The sequence below is a fragment of the Paracoccus lutimaris genome (assembly GCF_003337565.1).
In the GTDB taxonomy this organism is placed as follows: domain Bacteria; phylum Pseudomonadota; class Alphaproteobacteria; order Rhodobacterales; family Rhodobacteraceae; genus Paracoccus; species Paracoccus lutimaris.
On the sequence record NZ_QPJL01000001.1, the window covers coordinates 248,126 to 270,497 of the forward strand.

At 63.4% G+C, this 22,372-nt stretch carries 16 protein-coding genes; 11 read left to right on the plus strand and 5 right to left on the minus strand.

Features of this window, described 5'->3' with window-relative positions; all coding sequences use genetic code 11:
* Positions 1-111: 111 nt before the first annotated feature.
* From DFP89_RS01195 to DFP89_RS01235, 9 genes are all read left to right on the plus strand, one after another.
* Positions 112-1,341: a DUF3644 domain-containing protein gene (locus tag DFP89_RS01195; RefSeq protein ID WP_114347551.1), complete on the plus strand. Its 1,230-nt coding sequence runs from the start codon at positions 112-114 to the stop codon at positions 1,339-1,341.
* Positions 1,342-1,494: 153 nt separating this feature from the next.
* Positions 1,495-3,030: a type I restriction-modification system subunit M gene (locus DFP89_RS01200; RefSeq protein WP_114347552.1), complete on the plus strand. Its 1,536-nt coding sequence runs from the start codon at positions 1,495-1,497 to the stop codon at positions 3,028-3,030.
* Positions 3,027-4,334: a restriction endonuclease subunit S gene (locus tag DFP89_RS01205; RefSeq protein WP_114347553.1), complete on the plus strand. Its 1,308-nt coding sequence runs from the start codon at positions 3,027-3,029 to the stop codon at positions 4,332-4,334. Before DFP89_RS01200 ends, DFP89_RS01205 begins: the two co-directional genes overlap by 4 nt.
* Positions 4,334-4,528, plus strand: coding sequence for a hypothetical protein (locus DFP89_RS01210; RefSeq protein WP_114347554.1), 195 nt, complete (start codon positions 4,334-4,336; stop codon positions 4,526-4,528). The genes DFP89_RS01205 and DFP89_RS01210 overlap by 1 nt, the downstream gene beginning before the upstream one ends.
* Complete coding sequence (locus DFP89_RS01215) at positions 4,528-7,671, plus strand: type I restriction endonuclease subunit R (protein ID WP_114347555.1); 3,144 nt, start codon at positions 4,528-4,530, stop codon at positions 7,669-7,671. Before DFP89_RS01210 ends, DFP89_RS01215 begins: the two co-directional genes overlap by 1 nt.
* Positions 7,672-8,252: 581 nt before the next feature.
* Positions 8,253-8,936 (plus strand): TnsA endonuclease N-terminal domain-containing protein, encoded by a 684-nt coding sequence (locus DFP89_RS01220; protein WP_114347556.1) that lies wholly within the window; start codon positions 8,253-8,255, stop codon positions 8,934-8,936.
* Positions 8,933-11,035 carry a DDE-type integrase/transposase/recombinase gene (locus tag DFP89_RS01225; protein ID WP_114347557.1) on the plus strand — a complete coding sequence of 701 codons (2,103 nt, stop codon included), beginning with the start codon at positions 8,933-8,935 and terminating at the stop codon, positions 11,033-11,035. Before DFP89_RS01220 ends, DFP89_RS01225 begins: the two co-directional genes overlap by 4 nt.
* Positions 11,028-11,924 carry a TniB family NTP-binding protein gene (locus DFP89_RS01230; protein ID WP_181870207.1) on the plus strand — a complete coding sequence of 299 codons (897 nt, stop codon included), beginning with the start codon at positions 11,028-11,030 and terminating at the stop codon, positions 11,922-11,924. Before DFP89_RS01225 ends, DFP89_RS01230 begins: the two co-directional genes overlap by 8 nt.
* A gap of 2 nt (positions 11,925-11,926) precedes the next feature.
* Positions 11,927-13,789: a TniQ family protein gene (locus DFP89_RS01235; RefSeq protein WP_114347559.1), complete on the plus strand. Its 1,863-nt coding sequence runs from the start codon at positions 11,927-11,929 to the stop codon at positions 13,787-13,789.
* Between the two features lie 227 nt (positions 13,790-14,016).
* Here DFP89_RS01235 and kce read toward each other — a convergent pair whose 3' ends face one another.
* The 5 genes from kce to DFP89_RS01260 all read right to left on the minus strand — a co-directional run bounded on the left by kce (position 14,017) and on the right by DFP89_RS01260 (position 20,624).
* Positions 14,017-14,949 (minus strand): 3,5-dioxohexanoate:acetyl-CoA acetone transferase, encoded by a 933-nt coding sequence (gene kce / locus DFP89_RS01240; RefSeq protein ID WP_114347560.1) that lies wholly within the window; start codon positions 14,947-14,949, stop codon positions 14,017-14,019.
* Complete coding sequence (locus tag DFP89_RS01245) at positions 14,949-15,857, minus strand: 3-hydroxyacyl-CoA dehydrogenase (protein ID WP_114347561.1); 909 nt, start codon at positions 15,855-15,857, stop codon at positions 14,949-14,951. The genes kce and DFP89_RS01245 overlap by 1 nt, the downstream gene beginning before the upstream one ends.
* A gap of 10 nt (positions 15,858-15,867) precedes the next feature.
* Positions 15,868-18,387: a branched-chain amino acid ABC transporter ATP-binding protein/permease gene (locus DFP89_RS01250; RefSeq protein WP_114347562.1), complete on the minus strand. Its 2,520-nt coding sequence runs from the start codon at positions 18,385-18,387 to the stop codon at positions 15,868-15,870.
* 4 nt (positions 18,388-18,391) lie between these two features.
* Entirely contained in the window at positions 18,392-19,270 is an 879-nt protein-coding gene (locus tag DFP89_RS01255; protein WP_114347563.1) for a branched-chain amino acid ABC transporter permease, read from the minus strand.
* 100 nt (positions 19,271-19,370) lie between these two features.
* The gene (locus DFP89_RS01260; RefSeq protein ID WP_114347564.1) at positions 19,371-20,624 is read right to left on the minus strand and encodes an ABC transporter substrate-binding protein; all 1,254 of its coding nucleotides are present in this window, start codon (positions 20,622-20,624) and stop codon (positions 19,371-19,373) included.
* A 160-nt stretch (positions 20,625-20,784) separates the two neighbouring features.
* On the opposite strand from DFP89_RS01260, the gene DFP89_RS01265 reads away from it, so the two are divergent.
* Positions 20,785-21,474 carry a GntR family transcriptional regulator gene (locus DFP89_RS01265; RefSeq protein ID WP_114347565.1) on the plus strand — a complete coding sequence of 230 codons (690 nt, stop codon included), beginning with the start codon at positions 20,785-20,787 and terminating at the stop codon, positions 21,472-21,474.
* Positions 21,475-21,498: 24 nt separating this feature from the next.
* The gene (locus DFP89_RS01270; RefSeq protein ID WP_114347566.1) at positions 21,499-22,266 is read left to right on the plus strand and encodes an SDR family oxidoreductase; all 768 of its coding nucleotides are present in this window, start codon (positions 21,499-21,501) and stop codon (positions 22,264-22,266) included.
* Positions 22,267-22,372: the final 106 nt, after the last annotated feature.

Sequence of the window (22,372 nt, forward strand, 5' to 3'; positions counted from 1 at the left end):
TCTTGCCCTTAAAGGTTGACCACTCGCCTCCCTCAACGAGATTGCTGAGCCAAGCCTTCTCTTTCCTTGCCGCAAGTCTATGTTTCGGATGGAACATCAGGAGCAGGGCAGATGGGCGAAGAGAAGGCCGCACAAGGCGAGGTTGACGAGAGGCGCGTGAGGAGGCGCCGAGGCAACACGCTTGCCCGCTGGGAGGTGGCCATCGTCAAGGCGATGCTGGCGCGGAAGTCGGAGTTCGGCAATGAGCAGGACATCCTCGCCTGGTTCACCCGGCCCAGCCGCTCGGTCAATCATCGCCTGATAGGCGAGATCCGAAAAGACGAAAAGCACAAGGCAGTCAGGGCCGCGACGGCAGAGGAGCTGGACGCATTCATCAGCGCCTGGCCGGATCATGACCCCGAGACCGGCCTTAACCGGCGGGGCGACGAGCTGCTCATAAAGGCGCGCGAGGCGATGATCGCCGCCGTTCATACATTCAACGGCGCGGGCCTGACCTTCAGGGCCGAACTCTTCATCGTCACCGCCATGATCGGCTGGACCTATCTGCTGCACGCCTGGTTCCGACGCGAAGGCATCGATTATCGGTATCCCGACAGTCGGACGAGGGGTGGCGAGGAGCGATACTGGGACCTGAAGAAGTGTCTCGACCATCCTAGATGCCCGGCCACGGGCGGGGTTGCCACGAATATCCGCTTCCTGCTTGAGATCCGGCACGAGATCGAGCACCGCATGACCAGTCGTATCGACGAGTCGCTGGGCGCCAAGCTTCAGGCCTGTGCGCTGAACTTCAATCACGTTCTCAGATCCGAGTTCGGCCCCGGGTTCGGGCTTGAGAAGCGGCTACCCATCGCGTTGCAGTTCGTGTCGTTCGACGCCGCGCAAAGATCGGCGCTGAAATCCGCCTCCGGTCTGCCTCCGCATGTCGAGAGCGTCATAAACGCGTTCGAGAACGGGCTGACCGACGATCAAAAGCGCGACCCGGCCTATCGCATCACCTACGGTTTCGTGCCGGTCGCGGCCAAGCGGGCCGGGGCGGCTGATCTCGCGGTGCAGATCGTCGATTCGGGCAGCCCCGAGGCGGCAGAGGTTGAGAAGATCATCTTCAAGGAGGTGAGCAAGAACCGCTACCCGGCGATGAAGGTGGTGTCGAAGATCCAGGCCTCGGGGTTCCCGCGTTTCACCAAACGGGAGCATGGCCTGCTGTGGAAAAAGCTGGACGCCAAGCGGCCTGAGAAGGGCTTCGGATGCGCCGGGGATTACGAGGGCGCTTGGGTATGGTTCGATAGCTGGATTGCAGTCGTCCTGAAGCACTGCGAAGAAAACGCTGAACGCTACGCCTGACCTGTTCGCATCGCGAACAGGGGCCTAAGTGAGTGATGCGACATATATTTATCTTGATTGATCAACGTATCAGCGACTAGAGCCGGTTTGATGCCGGCGATCAGGGGCGGTATTGACGCAACTCCGGCTAAGGTCCGTGCCAGGTGAGGAATAATGACCGAAGCGAAACAGATTGAGAAAACCCTTTTCGCGGCTGCCGACAAGATGCGCGGCAAAATGGATCCTGGCGAATACAAGTATGTCGCGCTCGGCCTTCTGTTCTTGCGCTACGTTTCTGCCGCGTTCGAGGCCAAGCGGGCCGAATTCCTGGCCGACGACCTCGCCGATGCTGACGACCCCGAGGAATACGCCGCCGAAAACGTGTTCTGGGTGCCCGAGCCTGCCCGCTGGGACAGCTTGGCGGAGACCGCAAAGTCGTCCGACATCGGGATTCAGGTCGACAACGCCATGCGCGAGATCGAGCGCAGCAACGAGACGCTGAAGGACGCGCTGCCCAAAGTCTACGGTCGGGCCGAACTGTCACGCGATGTCGTCTCGGGTCTGATCGAGCTTTTCACAAACGACCTCACCCTCGACGGCACCAGCCATGACTTCGATCTGATCGGCCGCGTCTACGAATATTTCATCGGTGAATTCGCCTCGAACGAGGGCAAGCGCGGCGGCGAGTTCTACACGCCCAAATCCATCGTCTCGGTCCTGGTTGAGATGCTGGAGCCGGTTTCGGGCCGGGTCTACGACCCCTGCTGCGGCACCGGCGGCTTCTTCGTGCAGTCGGAAAAATTCATCCGCGCCCATCAGGGCCGGGTCGACGACATCGCGGTCTATGGTCAGGAAAGCAACCCGACCACCTACAAGCTCGCCCGCGTCAACCTCGCCATGCGGCGGATCTTCGGCAATATCGCCTGGAACCACGAAGGCACTCTGGTGCGCGATGCCTTCCCCGATGAGCGGTTTGAATTCATCCTCGCCAACCCGCCCTTCAACGTCTCGGAATGGGAAGGCGAGCGGCTGCGCGAGGATATCCGCTGGAAATTCGGCGCGCCGCCGGTGGGGAACGCGAACTTCGCCTGGCTCTCGCATATCCACCACCACCTCTCGGCCAATGGGATCGCGGGCGTGGTGCTGGCCAATGGCTCGATGTCGTCTATGCAATCGGGCGAAGGTGATATCCGCCGCGCGATGGTGCAGCAGGGCGCGGTTGATGCCATGGTTGCGCTGCCGACGCAGTTGTTCTTTGGCACGCAAATCCCGGCCTGCCTGTGGATTCTAGCCAAGGACAAATCGAACGGCCATGCGGCGGGCCACAAGCTGCGCGACCGGCGCGGCGAAGTGCTGTTCATCGACGCCCGCAAGATGGGCGCGCTGGTGCCCGGCTCGCGCAAGCAAAAGGAGCTGTCGCCAGACGAGATAGCCAAGATCGCCGATACCTACCACGCCTGGCGGGGCGAGCCTGTGTCGGCGCCCTATGCCGATGAACCCGGCTTCTGCGCCTCGGTCGATCTGGCCGAGATCGAGAAACACGGCTTTGTCCTGACCCCGGGCCGCTATGTCGGTGCTGGGGCTGCGGAGGAGGACGGCGAGCCCTTCGAGGAGAAGTTTGATCGCCTAATGAGCGAGCTGCGCGGGCATTTCGCCGAAGGGCGGCGACTGGAAGCCGAGATCGAGAAGCGGTTGGGGGCATTGGGATGAGCGTTTGGCCGACTGTTTCTATCGAAAGTATTGCCGAAAAGATCGCAATGGGTCCGTTCGGCTCCAATATCAAGGTCGAGACGTTTGTCCCGCAGGGCGTGCCAGTGATTAGCGGCCAACATCTCCACGGCACCCGGCTAAACGATGCGCCCGGCTTCAATTACGTAACAGCGGAACACGCTGAGCGACTAAGAAATTCTTGCGTCAAGACCGGGGATATAATTTTCACTCATGCCGGAACAATCGGCCAAGTGGCGCTGATTCCCGAAAGCGCAACCTATGCCCAGTATATCATCTCTCAACGGCAATTTTATCTCCGCGTGAATCGTGATCTGGCTGACCCCGCATTTATTACGAGATGGTTCCATGCGCCCTGCGGTCATCATCGCTTGATGGTTCACGCTTCGCAGGTTGGAGTGCCTTCTATTTCACGACCAGCTTCGAATCTGCGGCAGATCCAAATCGAACTTCCGCCGCTTGAAATTCAACGTGAAATCAGCACTGTTCTTGATGGGTTAGATGACAAGATCGAGGTGAACCGCAAGGCCTCGGCCACGCTGGAGGAGATGGCGCGGGCGCTCTATCGCTCATGGTTCGTGGATTTCGACCCGGTCTGGGCCAAGCTTGAAGGCGGCCAGCCCGCCCATATGGACGCCGCCACCGCCGCGCTGTTCCCCGACAGCTTCGATAATGACGGGCTGCCGCTGGGGTGGCGCTCGGGCAAGTTGTCTGACGTGGCGGTCAACCCGCGCAATGGCGTCAAACCGGAGCAAATCAGCCCCGAGACCGCCTATATCGGGCTTGAACATATGCCCCGGCGCTCGATCACGCTCCCCGACTGGGGCACGGCGGCGGATGTCGGCAGTCAGAAGTCCGGGATGTGCGCCGGGGACTTCCTGTTTGGCAAACTTCGGCCATATTTTCATAAGGTAGGCATCGCGCCGGTCGACGGGATATGTTCCACCGACATCATTGTCGTGCGTCCCAAAACACCCGAATGGGCGGGCTTCGTGCTTTCGATAATCTCGACCGATGAATTTGTAGAGCATACCAACGCCGGTTCCTCTGGCACGCGGATGCCGCGGACCAACTGGTCGGACATGGGAGCCTATGAGATCACGATGCCCCCGGGGATCGTCGCATCGGCGTATGACGCGACCACGAAGCCTTGGCGTGATCGTATCGTCGCTGGCGTCCATGAGAACAGAACCCTCGCAGCCCTGCGTGACACCCTCCTGCCGCGCCTCATGTCCGGCGAACTCCGCGTTGGCGAAGCCCGCGAACTGGTCGAGGAGGTCGCCTGATGTTCCGCGTTGATCGCTCACAAAACCGTCTTTCCCGCCTGACCCAGAAGCGGTTCTCCGACCTGAAACTGCGCGAACGCGGGCATTTGCAGGATTGGCTATCCACCCACATCCGCAAGCTTGAAGCCGCATTCAAGGAACCACTGGCCCGCCTGAACCGCCAGATTCTCACACACGACGAGGAGTTCGCCTGATGGCCTTTGCATCCGAAGCGGATCTGGAAAGCTGGGCGCTCGAAGAACTGCAATCTCTTGGTCACGTATTCATGTCCGGCGCGGCGACCGAGCCGGATGCGCCGCACGCCTTACGGCAGAGCTACCGGGACACGATCCTTTTGCCGCGCCTGGAAGCGGCGGTCCGCCGGCTCAATCCTGGCCTGCCGGACGATGCGGTCCGTGATACGGTCAATACGCTGCGCGACACGGCGTTTTCCGGGGATATGGTTCAGGAAAACCGCCGCATCCACGAGTCGCTTGTCAGCGGCGTTAAGGTTTCGTGGTTTGAAGGCGGCGAGCAGCGTCCCGATCTTGCCCGGCTTGTCGATTGGGAGAATCGGCAAAACGACTGGCTGGTTGTCAGCCAGTTTGAAATAGCAGGAAAATCCGTCCGTCGACCGGATATCGTTATCTTCCTCAACGGATTGCCGATTGTGGTGGTCGAACTGAAGGGCACCGAGAACGGAACCTTGCGCGGCGCCTGTAACCAGATCGAAACCTACAAGTCTCAGATCCCTGATCTGTTCCGAACGAACGCCTTCTCGGTCATCTCCGAGGGCGTTACGGCCCGATACGGCTCGATCTCTGCCGATTTCGACAGGTTCATGCGCTGGCGCACGGTCGACGGGGAAAACGTCGTCGATGACGTTTCAGCGTTGGCGTTGCAGACCCTGGTCCGCGGGCTTCTCGCCCCTGAGACAATACTGGAAATGCTGCGTTGGTTCACCGTCTATGAGGACGAGGGTAAAGGCCCGATCAAGAAAATAGCTGGATATCACCAGTTCCATGCCGTTCGAAAAGGCGTCGCCGCGGTTCTTGCCGCGCGTGGTCGTGACGGGCGCGGCGGGGTGATGTGGCACACGCAAGGCTCGGGCAAGTCGTTGCTGATGGCGTTCCTCGGCGGGCGGCTGATGCGTGACCCGCGGCTCGCCAACCCGACTCTGGTCGTCATCACCGACCGTAACGATCTGGATAACCAGCTTTTTGCGACATTTTCGCGCTGTTCGGCCCTGTTCGGCGAAAAGCCGGATCAGGCAGACGATATCGATGACCTCCGTCAGAGGCTTGACCGCAAGGTGGGCGGGGTGATCTTCGCCACGATCCAGAAGTTCCGCCCGAAAAAAGGCGAGACCGAATTCGGCCTGCTCACAGATCGGGACAACGTGATCGTATTCGCAGACGAGGCGCACAGGTCGCAATACGGCTTCGAGGCGAAACTTGACACCGCGACCGGAGAAACCAGATACGGCTTCGCTCATCACCTTCGACAGGCGCTTCCGAACGCCGTGCATGTCGGGTTCACCGGCACACCGGTTTCTCTCGTCGGCGCCAACACGCAAGCCGTGTTTGGCGATTACATAGACGTCTATGACGTGACCAGGGCCGTCCAGGACGGCGCTACCGTGCCCATCTACTATGAGGGACGTGTCGCTCGAATCAAACCTTCGGCGTCAGTCATGGCGGACATCGACGACGAGTTCGCTGACATTGTCGAGGAGGCGGAGGACGCGGGGGCGGATTTGGATGACCGTTCGGTCGCCGCGCTGAAATCCCGGTGGAGCAGGGTCGAGGCGCTGGTCGGAGCGGACGAACGGCTCGACAAAGTCGTTGAAGACATCTTGCGCCATTTCGACGCTCGGTTCGAAGCGATGGGCGGCGGCAAGGCCATGATCGTCTGCATGTCCAGAAGGATTTGCGTCGAGGTCTATGATCGGATCGTCAAGATTTTTCCAGACTGGCGTTCAGACGATGACGCTGACGGCCAGGTCAAGGTGATCATGACCGGCGCCGCACAGGACCCCGCAGAATTCCAGCCGCATATCAGATCCAAATCCAGGCAGGAAGCGCTGCGCAACCGGTATCGCAACCCCAACGACCCGCTCAAGCTGGTGATCGTTCGCGACATGTGGCTGACCGGGTTCGACGCGCCATGCATGCATACGCTCTATGTTGACAAGCCGATGAAAGGGCACGGGCTTATGCAGGCGATCGCCCGGGTGAACCGGGTATTTCGGGACAAGCCTTCCGGATTGGTCGTGGACTATATCGGTTTGGCAGCAGAACTGAAAAACGCGCTCGCGCATTATTCGGAATCGGATCAGAACCGAACCGGCGTGGATCAGCGCCAGGCGATCGATGCGTTGGAAACGGCGCTCGACGTAATGCGCTGCATGTTCAGCCCGATTGACTACCCTGCTGCGCTCAACGGTTCTGCGGCTGATCGTATCCGTATCCTCCCGGTGGCGATCGAGCACGCGCTGACGTTGCCGGTCGTGGACAAGGGCGGCAAGCCGGTTGAGGGCGAAAACCGCAAGCTCAGCAAAAAACGGTTCATGGACGCCGCGTCGCGGCTGATTACCGCCTTCCGGATCGCTTCAGGCACGATCGAAGCGGAGGAGGCGAAGGATGAGGTGAGTTTCTTTGCAGCGGTGCAAAGCGCGATCCGCAAGATGGACGCCGCCACCCCGGCGGGACGGGCGATTGAAGAGACGGAATTCGCAATCTCCCAACTGATAAACAGGGCCGTCGGATCGACGGAGGTCATCGATATCTTGCAAGCCTGCGGCGTCGACAGGCCCGACATTGGCGTTCTGGACGAGGCGTTCCTGCTCGGGATCAAAGGGGTGCGACAGAAGAACCTCGCGGTCGAGGCGCTGAGACGGCTTCTAAACGGAGAGATAGCTTCGCGCACCCGAACGAACTTGGCCAAGAAGGAAGCGTTCTCGGCAAAACTGAGCGACGCTATCGCACGCTACCACAATCGCAGCATCGATGCGCTACAAGTGATCCAGGAATTGCTGGACCTGGCGCGAGATCTTCGTGACCAGCCCGCAGACGGCTTGTCTCCGGAGGAGGCCGCGTTCTATGACGCGCTCGCTCGCAGCGAAAGCGCTCTGAACCTGATGGGTAACGAGGAGCTTCGGGTCATTGCCGCCGAGCTCGTGAATGCGGTGCGCGGCAGTGCGTCTGTGGACTGGTGGAGAAAGGATAACGTCCGCACAAAGATGCGAGTGACGGTGAAACGGATCCTGAAAAAACACGGGTTCCCGCCTGACCTTCAAGCTGAGGCAATCAAACATGTCGTGCAACAGGCGGAAGCCATGGCGAGAGAAATACAATAACTCGACGAGAAAGCCGAACCGGAACCTGCACGGATCCCGTCCGCCCCCATTCGGTTGCGAATAGCCAACGGTTACTTTCAAAGCCGAAGAAGCCGCGCACCGAACCGAAAAGGGGGCTCGGCTTTGCCCAAACTGAAAATCGGGAAAGCAGCCCGGTCAACAAGGTCAGATTCTCCGAATCGGCTCTGGGGGTGACCAAACCCGAAATGCGAAAATCCTGGAAGGAGGCATTAAACCGATTTCTTAGAAATCATTATGCCTATGAAATACATGATATTTATAGGATGCGCATACCATCGAATCACTTACCTGTTTTTGGAACACTTGATTCGAACGGGTGATTCGCTTATGTTGGCAGTCCTTCATAACAGCACATGGTCGACGCGATGCTCCACAAGAAACGCGCCCGATTATCATGCCGCCTCGTTTCGGGGCGGAAGGGCGTGTTGCACGCCAGACCTGCTCCTGACACAGGCCACGTCGTAGGCGCGTTCCGGGAGATATAAACCCCAGACAGGTGGCTTATCGTCCCGTTCCGGCTTCGGAACGGTCTTATTGCGCATGTCTCGGGGGTATTTCGCATGACTCAGTCTCATTTTACGGGCGGCACAATCGTGCCGCCCGCGCCGTCTCGGGCATCCCGCGGAGGGGTCGTCGGCAAGCATCATTTCACCGGGGAGCTTGTCGCAGACTTCGGCGGCGCCCGCGTCGTCTACTTCGAGAGCCATCTTGAGATGCAGGTGCTTGAGGTGCTTCGCGCCCGCCCTGACGTCGCGGACATTGCTGAACAACCGCCGCGGGTGGCCTGGCGGGACGGGTTCGGGCGGGTGCGGCACCACACGTTCGACTTCCTTGTCGCGTTCCGCTCCGGTGAGAGGGTCGCGGTGGCGGTGAAGCCGGCGGCGCGCGTCATCAGCAGCGGTGTCCGGGTGGCGCTGGCCGAGATCGCGGCGCAACTCGATCCCGCTTTCGCAACCCGTGTCGTTTTGGTGACTGATCGTGACCTTGACCCGGTCGTCGTGCGCAATGCGATCTTGCTCAACAGGATCGGCCCGGTCTGTCCTGACGCGCTGTCCGCGGTGTTTCGGGTCGCCCAGGGCATGGGCGGCGCGTCGTCCATCGGCGCCATCGCCAAAGTCTCGGGCGCGGGCGGTGCCGGGGCGCGGGCGGTCCTGCGTCTGGTTCGGGACGGCGCCCTCGTGCAGCGAGAACGCTCGTTGATCACGCCCGAAACCGTGGTGGAACTGAGGAGGGCGGCCGCATGAACACCATTTCGCGCACCGTCCCCGCGTGGCGGCTCTCCAGACATGACTGCGTGCTGATCGGCGGCGTCCCCCACGAGGTCGGACACGCGACGGAGGGCGGCTACGTCCTCGTTCGCCCCGGGCGGGACGGGCTGTCCGTCCAGATCTCGCACCACGATCTCGCCCGGCGACTTTCCTCGGACGTCGAGATCCGTCGCGACCATTACGCGCCTGCCGCCGCTGCGAATATCGACGCGGCCTGCCTGTCCCGGCTCGGCGGTCGACAGATGGACGTCATCAGGCGGCGCAACGCCTACGTCCAGGCCTTCCTCGACATGGAGGCGGCTGGCAAACTGTGCCGGACGGATACCGCTCTCTGCGCCGCGATGGGCCGGATCACCCGGGCGGCGAACGAGATCGTGCGCGGAGAAGCCGGATACACCGGGGACCGCAGGTGCCATGTCCCTCCCTCGCCCAGGACCCTACGGCGCTGGGTGCGCGATTTCGAACGCGGCGGCGGGCTGCCCGCGCTTATCGACGGCCGCAACCGGTCCGGCCGACACGGCTCGCACTTTCCGACAGAGGCGCGCGCCATCCTTGCGGCCGTTGCCGCAGAATACGGCGATCCGCTGCGGCCCAGCAAGGAGGAGATCCACCGCAGGATGGTCCGTGCGTTCGCGCGAAGAAACGATGAACTGCGCGCGGCGGGAGCCCCCGAGTTGCCGGTCCCGTCCCGCAAAGCCACCAGACTCGCAATCTCTCGGCTTGACCCTTTCGAAATCGACCTGAAGCGGATCGGACAGGCGGCGGCGCTTCGCAAGCATCGCGCCGTCTCCACCGGCCTTGCGCCGACCCGGCTACTCGAACGGGTTGAGATGGACGAGTGGCGGGTTGATCTTCTGACTTTGGTTTCCGAGATGGGACTTGACGATCTTCTGGATGAAACGGGGGGCGGTGAACGTGCGAAGAGCGAACGGCTCTGGCTCTCGGTGGCGATTGACGCGACGTCGCGCTGCATCGTTGCGATGAAGCTCGACAAGTCCCCCACCGCCGCGACGGCGTTGCGCACCCTGGAGCTGGTCACGCTCGATAAGGGTCCTTGGGCCGATGCGGTCGGCGCCCTCTCGCCCTGGGATATGCATGGCACGCCGGAGTTGGTCGTTACCGATTGCGGCGCGGCCTACAAGTCCGCCGAGTTCCGGGCCGCCTGCCATGATCTGCGGATCGCGGTGGAGCGGGCGCCGGCAGGCACCCCTTGGATGCGGCCCTATATCGAGCGGGTGTTTCGCAGCATCGGCACGGATCTGATGGCAAGGCTTACGGGCCGCACCTTCGGCAACGTTCTCGAACGCGGCGACGCGGATCGTGAGACCGCTGCCGCCCTGACGGCGGACGATCTCGGTCGCGCCCTGATCCGGTGGGTGGTCGATGTCTATCATAATCGCCCGCACGCGGGACTCGGGGGCCGCACCCCTCTTCAGGTCTGGCGCGCGCTGAGCGCCGACGACCAGTTCGGAGTGATCCCTCCGCCCGACGCGAGGCTGCGCCGTCTTGTCTTCGGCACGCGTCTCTCGCGCCTGCCGCAGAGTTCCGGTGTCACCGTGATGGGGGTCCGCTATCAGAGCAGCGATCTCGCAGCCTGGCGTGTCCGAAACCCGGGGCGCGCTCTCGATATCAGGTGGTCGCCTGAAAATATTGGCCAGATCGAGGTGGACTTCGGAACTGGCTGGGACGCGATCCCGGCGATCGATTCCCGGTTCCGGGGCGTATCCGCCGCCGCGTGGGAAATCCTGCTCGGGCGCATTCGTGCCTCCGGGCTCCGCAGCGCGGCCGCGGCCGGCGTAGCTGTCCATGAGGCGCTGGAAGACATTGAACGCGTCAACGACGACGCCTGCCGTGCCGCCGGGATCTCGTCGAGGAGATGGACGACGGAAACGGTGGCTCGCGCGGAGGCGCGCCTTTTCATCGGTTTCCCGTTGGCCGACCACGACGCCGACGATTCTCGGCCGAAAGATATTCTCGCCGGGGGCTTCGTGGCGGGCGGGCGGCGGGCACCGGTCTTGCGAGACGATCCTGGCAGAGCCGGCGCATGGCGTTTGCGGGAGAGCGAAGATGAGTGATGTTTCCCGTTCCCGCATTGACGGCCTAAGATCGCTTTACGTCGAGACGGATCGTGACGCTGAGTTCCGGCGGCACATGGATCTGTTGCTGACGTCAGGTGAGGATCCTGACCGGCCACTTCGCCCCAGGCTCTTTGGCGCCACGCGCGAGACGCGGGGGCTCGTAGTGACCGGCGCACCCGGGCAGGGCAAGACTTCTCTGGTTGCGCGCGGCCTTCGTGATCTGCTCGGATCGGGAAACGGGCCCAACGTGATGCCGGTTCTCGCCGCCGACGTGCCGAGCCCCGCGACGCTCAAAAGCCTCGGCGCGGAGATCATCCGTGTGACCGGGCTCGACTTGAATGGCGCCCGTGATCCTCAACACAAGATCTGGGGGCGTGTGAGGCACCGGATGGCCCTGCTGGAGGTCACCGTCCTTTGGATCGACGAGGCGCATGACGTGTTCCGGACCGGCACGCCGAAGGAGTGCCACGGCATCCTGAACACGATCAAGACCCTTATGAAAGGGGATCATGCTGTCGTCCCGGTGCTTTCGGGCCTTCCCATGCTTGAGAACGCTGTTCGTTCCGACGAGCAGGTGTCGCGCAGGATGGCCAAGCTCTCGCTCCGACCGGTGATCTGGGAGCGAGACGGGCGTGACCTGATGGATCTGGCGATGGGGTATTGCGACAGGGCGGGGCTCGCGTCCGACATGGTCGATGCTGATCTGCTGGCGCTGGCCCGGGCGGCCGATTACGGGTTCGGCCGCGTGATCGAGGGCGTTCTCGACGCGATCGAACTCGCCTGCCAGGAAAGAGCCGCCTCGGTCGACCGCCAGCACCTCGCCGAGTCCTGGGGGTTCCGGGAGGGGGTGTCGTTCGATGCCAACCCGTTTCTGGGGAGGTTTTAAGAATGACCGACCCCAAAAGGCTCTTCCCGACGCTGCCCAGACGGGCCGGCGAGTCCCCCATCTCATGGCTCTCGCGGCTGGCGAGCTTTCACATCGGGGCATCGACGCGAGATTTTTGCAGACTGGTCGGTCTTTCCCGCGCGGGCGTTTACCGCGGCGAAAAGACGGCGCTTGCCGTGCTCGCCGAGGCGGGCGGCGAGCCCGTCGAGACGCTTGCCCATGACGCGCTGATCCGCACGGCCCGATCAACATACCTGTTCCGCGGGCATTCCCTCTGCTCCCGCACCGTTGTCACGGGGCCTGCGCGCTTCTGTCCGGCCTGTCTGGAGGAGGACGCGTCGGACCATCCGCATCGCTTGGGCGCCCCTTGGGCTCACCGGACGCTATGGCAGATCAGGACATGTCGCGTCTGCTCGCGTCATGGTCTGGCGCTTGCCGAAATCGCTGCGCCAAGCGCACGTTCGGCCATGGCCGATTTTCACGCGCTAATCGGTCGGGATCCGGGCCTGATCTCACGGGCCCCGAGGCTGGTCACGGAGGGGGGGCCCCTCCAGACCTATGTTGAGGCTCGGCTGAATGGTGCCCGAGGCCAACCCTTCCTGGACGCCCACGGCCTCAGGGACGCGATCAACGTGACGGAACTGATCGGTCTGGTCGCGACGCGCGGCGTCAACGTCAATCACGTGGAGGCGGCTTCTGCGACGGCTGAACAAGCGCATGCCGGGTTCGAGATCATGACCGGAGGAGAAGAGGAACTTCTTGCGTTCCTTGGCCAGATCGCCAGTGACGCGAGAAGGCGGGGGATGAAGCGGTTCGCACCACGCGAAACCTTCGGCGCTTTGCACGATTTCTTCGCCAGGTCCGGGCCGGGTGCGGCGGCCGAACCCTCTCGGAGCGTCTTCCGGGACGCCGTGTTCAGGGTGTTCCCGTATGACGAGGGTGCCAACGTCGCCGGGGATCCCGCGCCCGCGCCGTCAGGAGTGACGCTTTATCGTGCGGCGCGGGCCTCGGCCGCGCACCCGAAACGGTTCCGGCGTGCGCTGGAAGCCGAGGGCCTGATCTCGGCCGGGGATGACCGCCCGCCGAACTTCATTCTCCTGGATTCGGCGGGCGCGGAAATATTGGCCAAGGATCTGCGCAGCGCGCTGCGCTTCATCGATCTGCCCTCCTACCTCGGATGCTCCCGCAGCGTGGCCATCTCGCTCCTGAAGGCCGGTGTCATAGCCCCGATCGGGAACGGTCGCGCGGGCCTGCGCCGCACCGGATATAGACGATCCGATATGGACATGCTCCTGCGAGACGTGGCAGTGCGTGCCACGGCGCAAGACGCGGAGGTCACCGGATGGGCAGATTTGTCGGCGGTATCTCGACAAACCAGCCTTTCCAGCGGGCGTATCATTGCGGCCGTTCTGAACGGCAGCCTTTCCGATATTCGGTCTGTAGCTGCGAACGTCTGTCGCCTCGACGTCTTACGGTTCCGCAGCGAGGCCGTGCGAGAGGCGCTGACATCGTATGAAGATCCTGATGAGATCTGCGTCAGTTCTGCCGCCGCGTTTCTGAGAACCTCCCCTGAGGTGGTGGTCAGGCTCGCCTCGTCTGAGATGGCTCCGGCCGGATTGACCTCTGCCCGACGTGTCCGCTGGAACGGCGGGGAACGCCCCGTTTTCCGGCGGCGAGATCTGGAAAACTTCGCCGAGGCATACGTCTTCCTTAGCAACGAGGTGCGAATCCTCAGGCTTTTCCCGTCCGAGGCCGTCCGGAGGCTCGATGCGGCCGACATCTCGCCGGCATTTCCCGCGAAGCGTGTTCGCGCAAGAGTTTACCGGCGCGAACCGCGCTTCTTCGAGGCGATACGTAACGCTTGACCCAAAGGTGTCGAAAAGGCTAAACCGCGCTTGAAAGAGCGCGGTTTTTTCTTGCGCAAGTCCAGATTGTGGACAAGCTTTCCGGGCAAGAATGGTCAACTATCCGGCGTGCAGCACGATAAGCGATTGTTTTCTGTGCCCAGAATGGTCAATTTCTGGGTGAATTTACAATACAGGCAAAACAGGCGCGTCCGGGCTGTCCCGGGCGCGCCTTTCCTTGTCCGGGATCAGAACTCGACCTGATCGGCGCCTTTCAGGGCCAGAATCTCGCGCGCTTCGTCGGGGGATGCGATCTCAAGCCCCAGCCCCTCGATGATCTGGCGGGCGCGGTTGACCTGCTCGGCATTGGATTTCGCCAGTTGGCCGGGACCGTTCCACAGCGAATCCTCAAGCCCCACGCGGACATGGCCGCCCATCGCTGCCGACATGGCCGCAATCGCCATCTGGTTCTTGCCGGCGCCCAGAACCGACCAGCGGTAATTGTCGCCAAACAGCCGGTCTGCGGTGCGCTTCATGTGCATGACGTCCTCGGGATGGGCGCCGATGCCGCCCATCAGCCCGAACACGGTCTGGATGAACAGCGGCCCCTTGACGATGCCCGCATCGAAAAAATGCTTGAGGTTGTAGAGATGCGCGGTGTCGTAGCATTCGAACTCGAACCGGGTGCCATTGGCGCCCAGCGTGGTCAGGATATGTTCGATATCGCCGAAGGTGTTGCGAAAGACGATGTCGCGATTCGAGAGGTAATCGCGTTCCCATTGATGTTTCAGGCTGTTTTCAAACCGCGCCAGCATGGGGAACAGGCCGAAATTCATCGTGCCCATGTTCAGCGAGGCGACCTCGGGCTTCCATGTCGCGGCGGGACGGATGCGTTCCTGAATGGTCATGGTCGGCGCGCCGCCGGTGGTGATGTTGACCACGCAATCCGAGCGCTGCTTGATCACGCGCAAAAAGGGCTCGAATGCCTCGGGGGTCTGGTCGGGGCGGCCGTCCTGCGGGTCGCGGGCATGCAGATGCACGATGGCCGCGCCGGCCTCGGCGGCGCCGATGGCGGCCTCGGCGATTTCCGAGGCGCTGACCGGCAGGTATTCCGACATCGAGGGCGTGTGGATGGCGCCGGTCACGGCGCAGGTGATGATCGTCTTGCGGGGTTTGGCCATCAGTCGGTCCTTTCGCTGCGGGCGCGCAGATGCGCGTCCAATGCTGACAATTCGCGGTCGCGCCAGTCCTGACGGGCGCGGATATCGGTCTGGGGGAAGGCCTCGGCCACGATCTGGCCGGCGGCTTCGGTGAAGGCTTCGCCGCGGGCAGCGCTGTCGGTCAGCCGCGCCAGCATCGGGCCATAGCGGCGGATATAGTCGGGCACGCCGCCCGGCGCATTCAGAAGGATCGTCTCCATCGGGCCCATGAAGGCCCAGCGGCGGCCAAGCCCGTGCCTGATCGTATCGTCGAGCCCCTGCACGCTGACCACGCCATCGGCGACCAGTTTCAGCGATTCCGCCAGCAGGACGGCTTGCAAGCGATTCAGCACGAAGCCGTCGATTTCGCGGGTCAGGCGCGCGGGCACCTGACCGACCTGCCGGAACAGCGCCTCGGCCCGGTCCATCGCCTCAGCCGATGTGGCGGGCGAGGGGCACAACTCGACAATCGGCACCAGATGCGGCGGGTTCACCGGATGGGCAACAAGGCAGCGCGCCGCCCCCGGCAGATCCTGCGACCAGACCGAGGGCATCAGCGCCGAACTGGACGAGGCAAGGATCGCCTCCGGCGCCGCCAGCCGGTCAAGATCGACGAAGAGCGCGCGCTTGATCCCGGCATTCTCGGGGCCGTTTTCCTGCACCCAATCGGCGCCCTCCAACGCCTCGGCCAGGGTCGGGAATGCGCTGATCCGCCCGGCAATGGCCGGATCACCCCCGGCATCGTGGATCATGGTGGCGATGTCGCTGGCCAGCCGGTCCAGAACGGCGGGATCGGCGTCCCAGACCCGGACCGGCAGCCCGGCGCGGGCAAAGACAAAGGCCCATGAGCGGCCGATCAGCCCGGCGCCGATGATTGCGATTGTGGTCATGTTGTCCCCTTCAAAGCCACAGCACCTGACGGCGCAGCTCCAGATCGGTCGCCAGCGCCCGCGACGGCCCGTCATGGAAGACGCGGCCCATTTCCAGCGCCACGGTACGGTCCGACAGCGCCAGCGCAAGGTCCAGATTGTGATCGACGATGACGATCGAGAGGTGATCGCGCAGCTTGTCGAAACTGTGGAAAAGCTGCTCGACCACCGCCGGGGCCAGCCCCTCGAAGGGCTCGTCCAGCAGCAACACGCGGGTGTCGCCCGAGAGAGCGCGCGCGACGGCGGCCATCTGCTGTTCGCCGCCGGACAGGCGGTCGGCCTCGGTCTCCATCCGCTCGCCAAGGCGGGGGAAGAATTCAAGGATCTGCTCATCGCTCCAATGGCTGCCGGCGCCGGTGCGGCGTTTCATGCGCCCCAGTTCAAGGTTCTCGCGCACGGTCATGCCGGCGAAAAGCCCGCGCCCCTGCGGCACATAGCCGATGCCGGCACGGGCGATGGTCGCCGGATCCAGCCCCGCCAGTTCCATCCCGTCAAGATTGATCGAGCCGGCGCTGACCGGGGCGATACCGATCACCGATTTCAGCAGCGTCGATTTCCCGGCGCCGTTGCGGCCCAGCAGGGCAAGGATCTCGCCCTTGCGGATGTCAAAGCCCACGTCATGCAGGATATGGCTTTTGCCGTAATGGACGTTCACGCCCTGCAAGGTGCAGATCGGTGCGCCGACCTCGCCGTGATGGGCGGAGGCCGCGACCTCGGCGGTGCCCGAGCCGATATAGATCTCGCGCACGGCATCCGAGTTGCGAGCGTCATCGACGGTGCCATCCAGCAGCACCTTGCCCTCGTTCATCACGGTGACATGGTCGGCGAGGCTGAAGACGCGGTCGATGTCATGTTCGACCAGCAGCACCGGAATATCGGCCGAGACCTGCTTGATCAGATTGCCGACCCGCTCGCGCTCGGCGACCGACAGCCCGGCCAGCGGCTCGTCCGCCAGCAGGACACGCGGGTGATTGGCCAGCGCAAGGCCAAGATCCAGAAGCCGCTGCCCGCCATAGGAGAGCGAGCCGGCCTTGGCCTCCTCCATCCCCGCCAGCCCGACCCAGGCGATGATCTCGGCCGCCTTGTCGTTGATGCGGGTGATGCCGGCGGCGCTGGTCCAGGGGTTCATGCGGGCGGGGTCGCCGGCCTGAATGGCAAGGCGGACGTTTTCCTGCACGCTGAGATCGGGGAACAGGCTGGTGATCTGGAAGGACCGGCCCATGCCCAGCCCGGCGATGCGGTCGGCGGAAAGGCCCGCGACCTCGGACCCCGACAAGGTGACCCGCCCGCTATCTGGGGTCAGCATGCCGCTGAGCAGGTTGAAGGCGGTGGTCTTGCCAGCCCCGTTCGGGCCGATCAGCGCATGCAGGCTGCGGTCCTGCACGTCGATGCTGACACCATCGACGGCGCGAAAGGCGCCAAAGCTTTTCACCATCTCCTGCGCCTTCAGGACCGATCCGGCGGCCTCACCCTTGGCGCGCAGCATCTGGGGCAGGGGCAGGGCCTCGACCCGGCGGTCGGACATGGCGGCGGTGGTATCGGGGCCGGGGAAAAGCCGCGCCGCGATCTGGCGGCCAATGCCGATCAGACCGTCGCGGGCGAAGAGCACGAAGCCCATGAAGACAAGGCCGAACCACAAGAGCCAGTTCTCGGTATAGATCGAGAGATATTCCCGGAAGAGGATATAGAACACCGCCCCCAGCGCCGGCCCCAGAAAGCCGCGCATGCCACCGATCACCGTCATCGCCAGCAATTCGCCGGAAAAGACGATGGACATCGGCTCGGCCGAGGTCAGGCGGTTCTTGTAAAGCAGCAACACGCCTGCCAGCGCGGTGATGCTGGCCGAAAGCACGAAAGCCGCCAGTTTATAGCGCTGGGTGTCATAGCCAAGCGCGGTGGCGCGGGTCTCGTTCTCGCGGATGGCCTCGAGCACGTGACCCAGCGGCGAGTTGACAAAGCGCCACATCAGCCCCGCCGCCAGCAGCGCGATCAACGCGACAAGGATGTAGAAGTGCAGGTTGTCGTTCAGGTCGATCCCCAGCAGCACCGGACGCTCGACCCCGCCAAGGCCGTTTTCGCCGCCGGTGACCGAAGTCCAGCGAAAGGCGATGGTGAAGCCAAGCGCCGACAGCGCCAGCGTCATCAGCGAGAAATAGACCCCGCGCCGGCGCAGCATCAGCCAGCCGAAACCGGCGGCGATCAGCGCGCTGGCCGCGACCGCGACCAGCAGCGGCACCAGCAGATGATCGCCCGGCAGCGCCAGCGCGACCAGCGCCGCGATATAGGCGCCAAGGCCGAACCACGCACCATGACCGAACGAGACGAGCCCGGTGTAGCCCGCCAGCAGGTTCAGCCCCATGCAGGCCAAGGCAAAGATGACGACCTCGGTCGCCGAGGTGGTGGTCAGGCCGACAACGCCCATCAGCCAGGGCAGAAGCAGGGCTGCGAATGCTGCGATCAGCAGCGGATGAAACAGCGGATTGGTTTTCATGGCCTCACTCAAAGCGCAGGATCCGCTCGCCCATCAGACCGCGCGGACGCAGCATCAGGACAAGGAACATCAGAAGATAGATCGCAGCCAGCGACCACGACGGCAGGCCGATGGCGATGACCAGCCCCTTGACCAGACCGACCAGCAGTGCGGCCAGAACCACGCCCCAGAAGCTGCCAAGCCCGCCGATGACGACGACGACAAAGGCGGCGGTCAGGACCTCGGCGCCCATGGCCGGGTGAACGGGCACGATTGGCGCCATCAAGACGCCCGCCAGCCCCGCCAGCCCGATGGCGATGCCGGCGACGGCCGACAGATAGGGTCGCAGCGAAATCCCCATCGCCGCCAGAATGTCGGGGTTCTGGATGCCCGCGCGCACAATCCGGCCAAAGGCGGTGCGGTTCAGCAAAAACCACAGGCCCGCCACCGCCGCGATGGCGACGACGATCAGAAAGATGCGGTAGCGCGAATAGATGAAATCGCCCAGAAATACCTGCCCGCGCAGCACGTCCGGGATGGAATATGCCAGAGGCGCCGAGCCGAAGGCCCATCGCAGGGACTGTTCGACCACCATCGCCAGACCAAAGGTCAGCAGCAGCGAATACAGCGGATCGGCGCGGTAAAAGCGGGTGAAAAGCAGCCGTTCCGTCACCATGCCAAGGCCCGCGACGATCAGCGGCACCAGAATGACCGCGCCGAAAAAGCCGGTATAGGGCGAGATGGCGATGGCCAGATAGGCGCCGATGGCGAAGAACGCGCCATGTGCCAGATTGACGATGCCACCCAGGGAAAAGATCAGCGACAGGCCGATGGCGATCAGAAGATAGTAAAACCCGTCCAGCAGACCGTTCAGAAGCTGCGACAGGAACAGGAACAGGCTCATCCGATGGCCCTCCTTGGCGGTCGGACATGCGGCGCCTTTGCGGGCGGCCGCATGGCCTGACCGGGTCACGAAAGAAGTGTCGAAATGTCAGCGCCGGGGATCAGGACCCGAAGCTGCAGGTGCCGCCGACCGCATCGGCGATCAGCGTCTCAAGCGGCTGATCGGCGGCGGGCAGGGGACCTGCGGTGGTAAAGATGTCCCATTCGTTCTTGGCCTCAGCCGGGGGCAGGGCGGTGATGGCGTAGATTTCCTGCAAGAGCTGATGCGTCTCGGGGTGGAAATAGCCCTGACGGGTCTTCATCATGTCGAATTTCGCATCCGCGCTTTCGAAATACTCGATGATCGCGGCGGTATCGGTGCCCTTGGTGGCGCGGATCGCCTGCGCCATGATCTGGATCGCCATGTAATCGCCCCAGGCCTGATTTTCCGGCGGCTTGCCGTATTTGTCCATGAAGGTCTTGGTGAAGGCCTGCGATTTTTCTGTCTGGATCAAGTGGTTCCAGACCGAAGGCCAGGTGCCCTTGAAATTCTCGACCCCGGCGGCCCATGCCATCGCGGTGTCGAAACCGAAGCCGCCCAGCGGGAAATCCAGCCCGAATTCGCCATATTGCTTGAAGAAGCTGGTGATCTGAGTGCCGGCAAGGTTCAGCGCCACCAGATCGGGCTTGGCCTCGCGGATCTTCAGCATGAAGGACGAGAAATCGGTGGCATCAGTGGGGATCAGGTCCTCGCCCGCCAGCTTGCCGCCATGGCGTTCAAGGAAGGCTTTCGCCCCGGCCGAAAGATCGTGGCCAAAGGCATAGTCGGCGGTCAGCAGATACCAGCTTTTGCCCTCGACCAGACCGCTTTGCAGCAGGTGCTGGCCCTCGGCATTCACATACATGACGTTCTGGGTCTCGACATGGAACATGTGGCGCTTGCAATCGGCGCCGCGCAGCGCATCCGAATTGGCGCCGGTATTGATGAACAGCTTTTTCGCGCGCTCGGCGGTCTGGGCGATGGTCAGCGCCGAGGCCGAGGAAATCTCGCCGATGATGGCGGCGACGCCGTCGCGCTCGATCATGCGCTCGGCCTTGGTCGAGGCGGTCTGCGGATTGACCGAATCCTCCTTGAGGACGCGCAGCTCGCGCCCGTCGATGCCGCCGGCGGCGTTGACCTCCTCGACCGCCAGATCGACGGCCATCACCGCATATTCGCCCAAGGGGCCCAGAAATCCGGTGCGCGGCGTCAGGTGGCCCAGCACGATGGGGCCGTCCTGCGCCCGCAGGATCGTCGGTGCGGCCAAGGCGCCGACGGCAAAGACGCCACTGCTGCGCAGAAAGCCGCGACGGTTGAATTTGGAAACAAGGCTCATCGAACGTTCCCTCCCGATTGTTCGCTGATGAATCGCTTGTGCGGCGCTCCCAGCCACTGCGATCTGAGATCACAGCTTATCGGAATGGAATTATTGTCAACATATCTTGTTGCAAACTGAGATCACAGAAGGCAGCATGACCCAAGATCGGAGATCACGCATGAAGCTTGCCGACCCATTGGAAACGCAGCCGGAGCGGCCGGATTCGCTGGCCCGGCAGGTGCATGACATCCTGTCCGAGATGCTCTTGTCAGGCCGCCTGCGTCCCGATGACCGCATGTCGATGCGCGAACTGGCCGAGCGGCTGGGGGTCTCGGTCATGCCGATCCGCGAGGCGGTCAGCCGGCTTGTCGCGGCGGGCGCGCTTGAGGTCCGGCCCAACCGCGCCGTGGCGGTGCCACTGCTGACCCGCGCCGGATTTCAGGACCTGACCGAGATCCGCATCCATAACGAGGCCCATGCCGCCCGGCTGGCGGCGACGCGCATGTCGGTTGCCGGACTTGACCGGCTGCGCCAGTTGGACCGGAATTTCCGCGACGTGCTGTCCAGCACGGATGGCCGCGACGCAGTGCGCGCCAACAAGGACCTGCATTTCCACGTCTATGAGGCTGCCGGCTCGCCCATGCTGCGCGAGTTGATCGTGACCATGTGGCTGAAAGCCGGCCCGGTGATCAATCTGGATCTGGGCGAAGCTTCGCGGCGCTCGCGCAGTGCGGCCTCGGTGCGCAATCACGCCGATCTGATCGCGGCCATCGCCGCCCGCGACCCCGAAGGCGCCGCCCGTGCGCTTGCGGAGGACATCCGCTCGGCCGCCGATTTCATCCTGTCGCGTGACGTGCTGCGCGACTGATCTGTTCAATTTTTGGGGGACTATATGGATCTGAACCTGAATGGCCACCGGGTCATCGTGACGGCGGGCGCGAACGGCATCGGCCGCGCCATCGTCGAGGCCTTTCTGGCCGAGGGCGCGCGCGTCGCCACCTGCGATATCGACGAGGAGGGGCTGGCCAGCCTGCCCGGCGAGGTCTTTCGCCAGCGGGTCGATGTCGGCGATACGGATGCCTTGCGCGGCTTTATCCGCGCATCCGTCGCCGAGCTGGGCGGGCTGGACTGTCTGGTCAACAATGCCGGGATCGCCGGGCCGACCGCGAAGGTCGAAGATATCGACCTGGCCGCATGGGACCAGTGCCTGAACATCTGCCTGACCAGCCAGTTCGTCACCTGCGCCGAGGCGGCGGCGCATCTGCGCAAAAGCGGCAATCCCTCGATCATCAACCTGTCCTCGGTCGCCGGGCGGTTCGGGTTCCGGCTGCGCACGCCCTATGCGGCGGCGAAATGGGGGGTGATCGGGCTGACCAAGTCGCTCGCGATCGAGCTTGGCCCCGACGATATCCGCGTCAATGCCATCCTGCCCGGTTTGGTCAGCGGCGACCGCCAGCGCCGCGTGCAGGAGGCGCGCGCCCAGTCGCAGGGCCGCCCCCTTGCCGAGATCGAGGCCGAGGCGTTCTCATATACCTCGATCCGGCACTATGTCAGCCCGGGCCAATTGGCCGACCAGATCCTGTATCTGGCCAGCGACCGCGCGCGCACCATCTCGGGTCAGGCGATCTCGGTCTGCGGCGACATGCAGATGCTGGCCTGAGCCACGGTCGGATCAGATCGGCTTTCCTTTTGACCAAGCGTCCCGCACCGCGACGGCCGGTGCGGACGAAACGAGGGGGCAGGGGCATGATGACCTTGCCCGGATA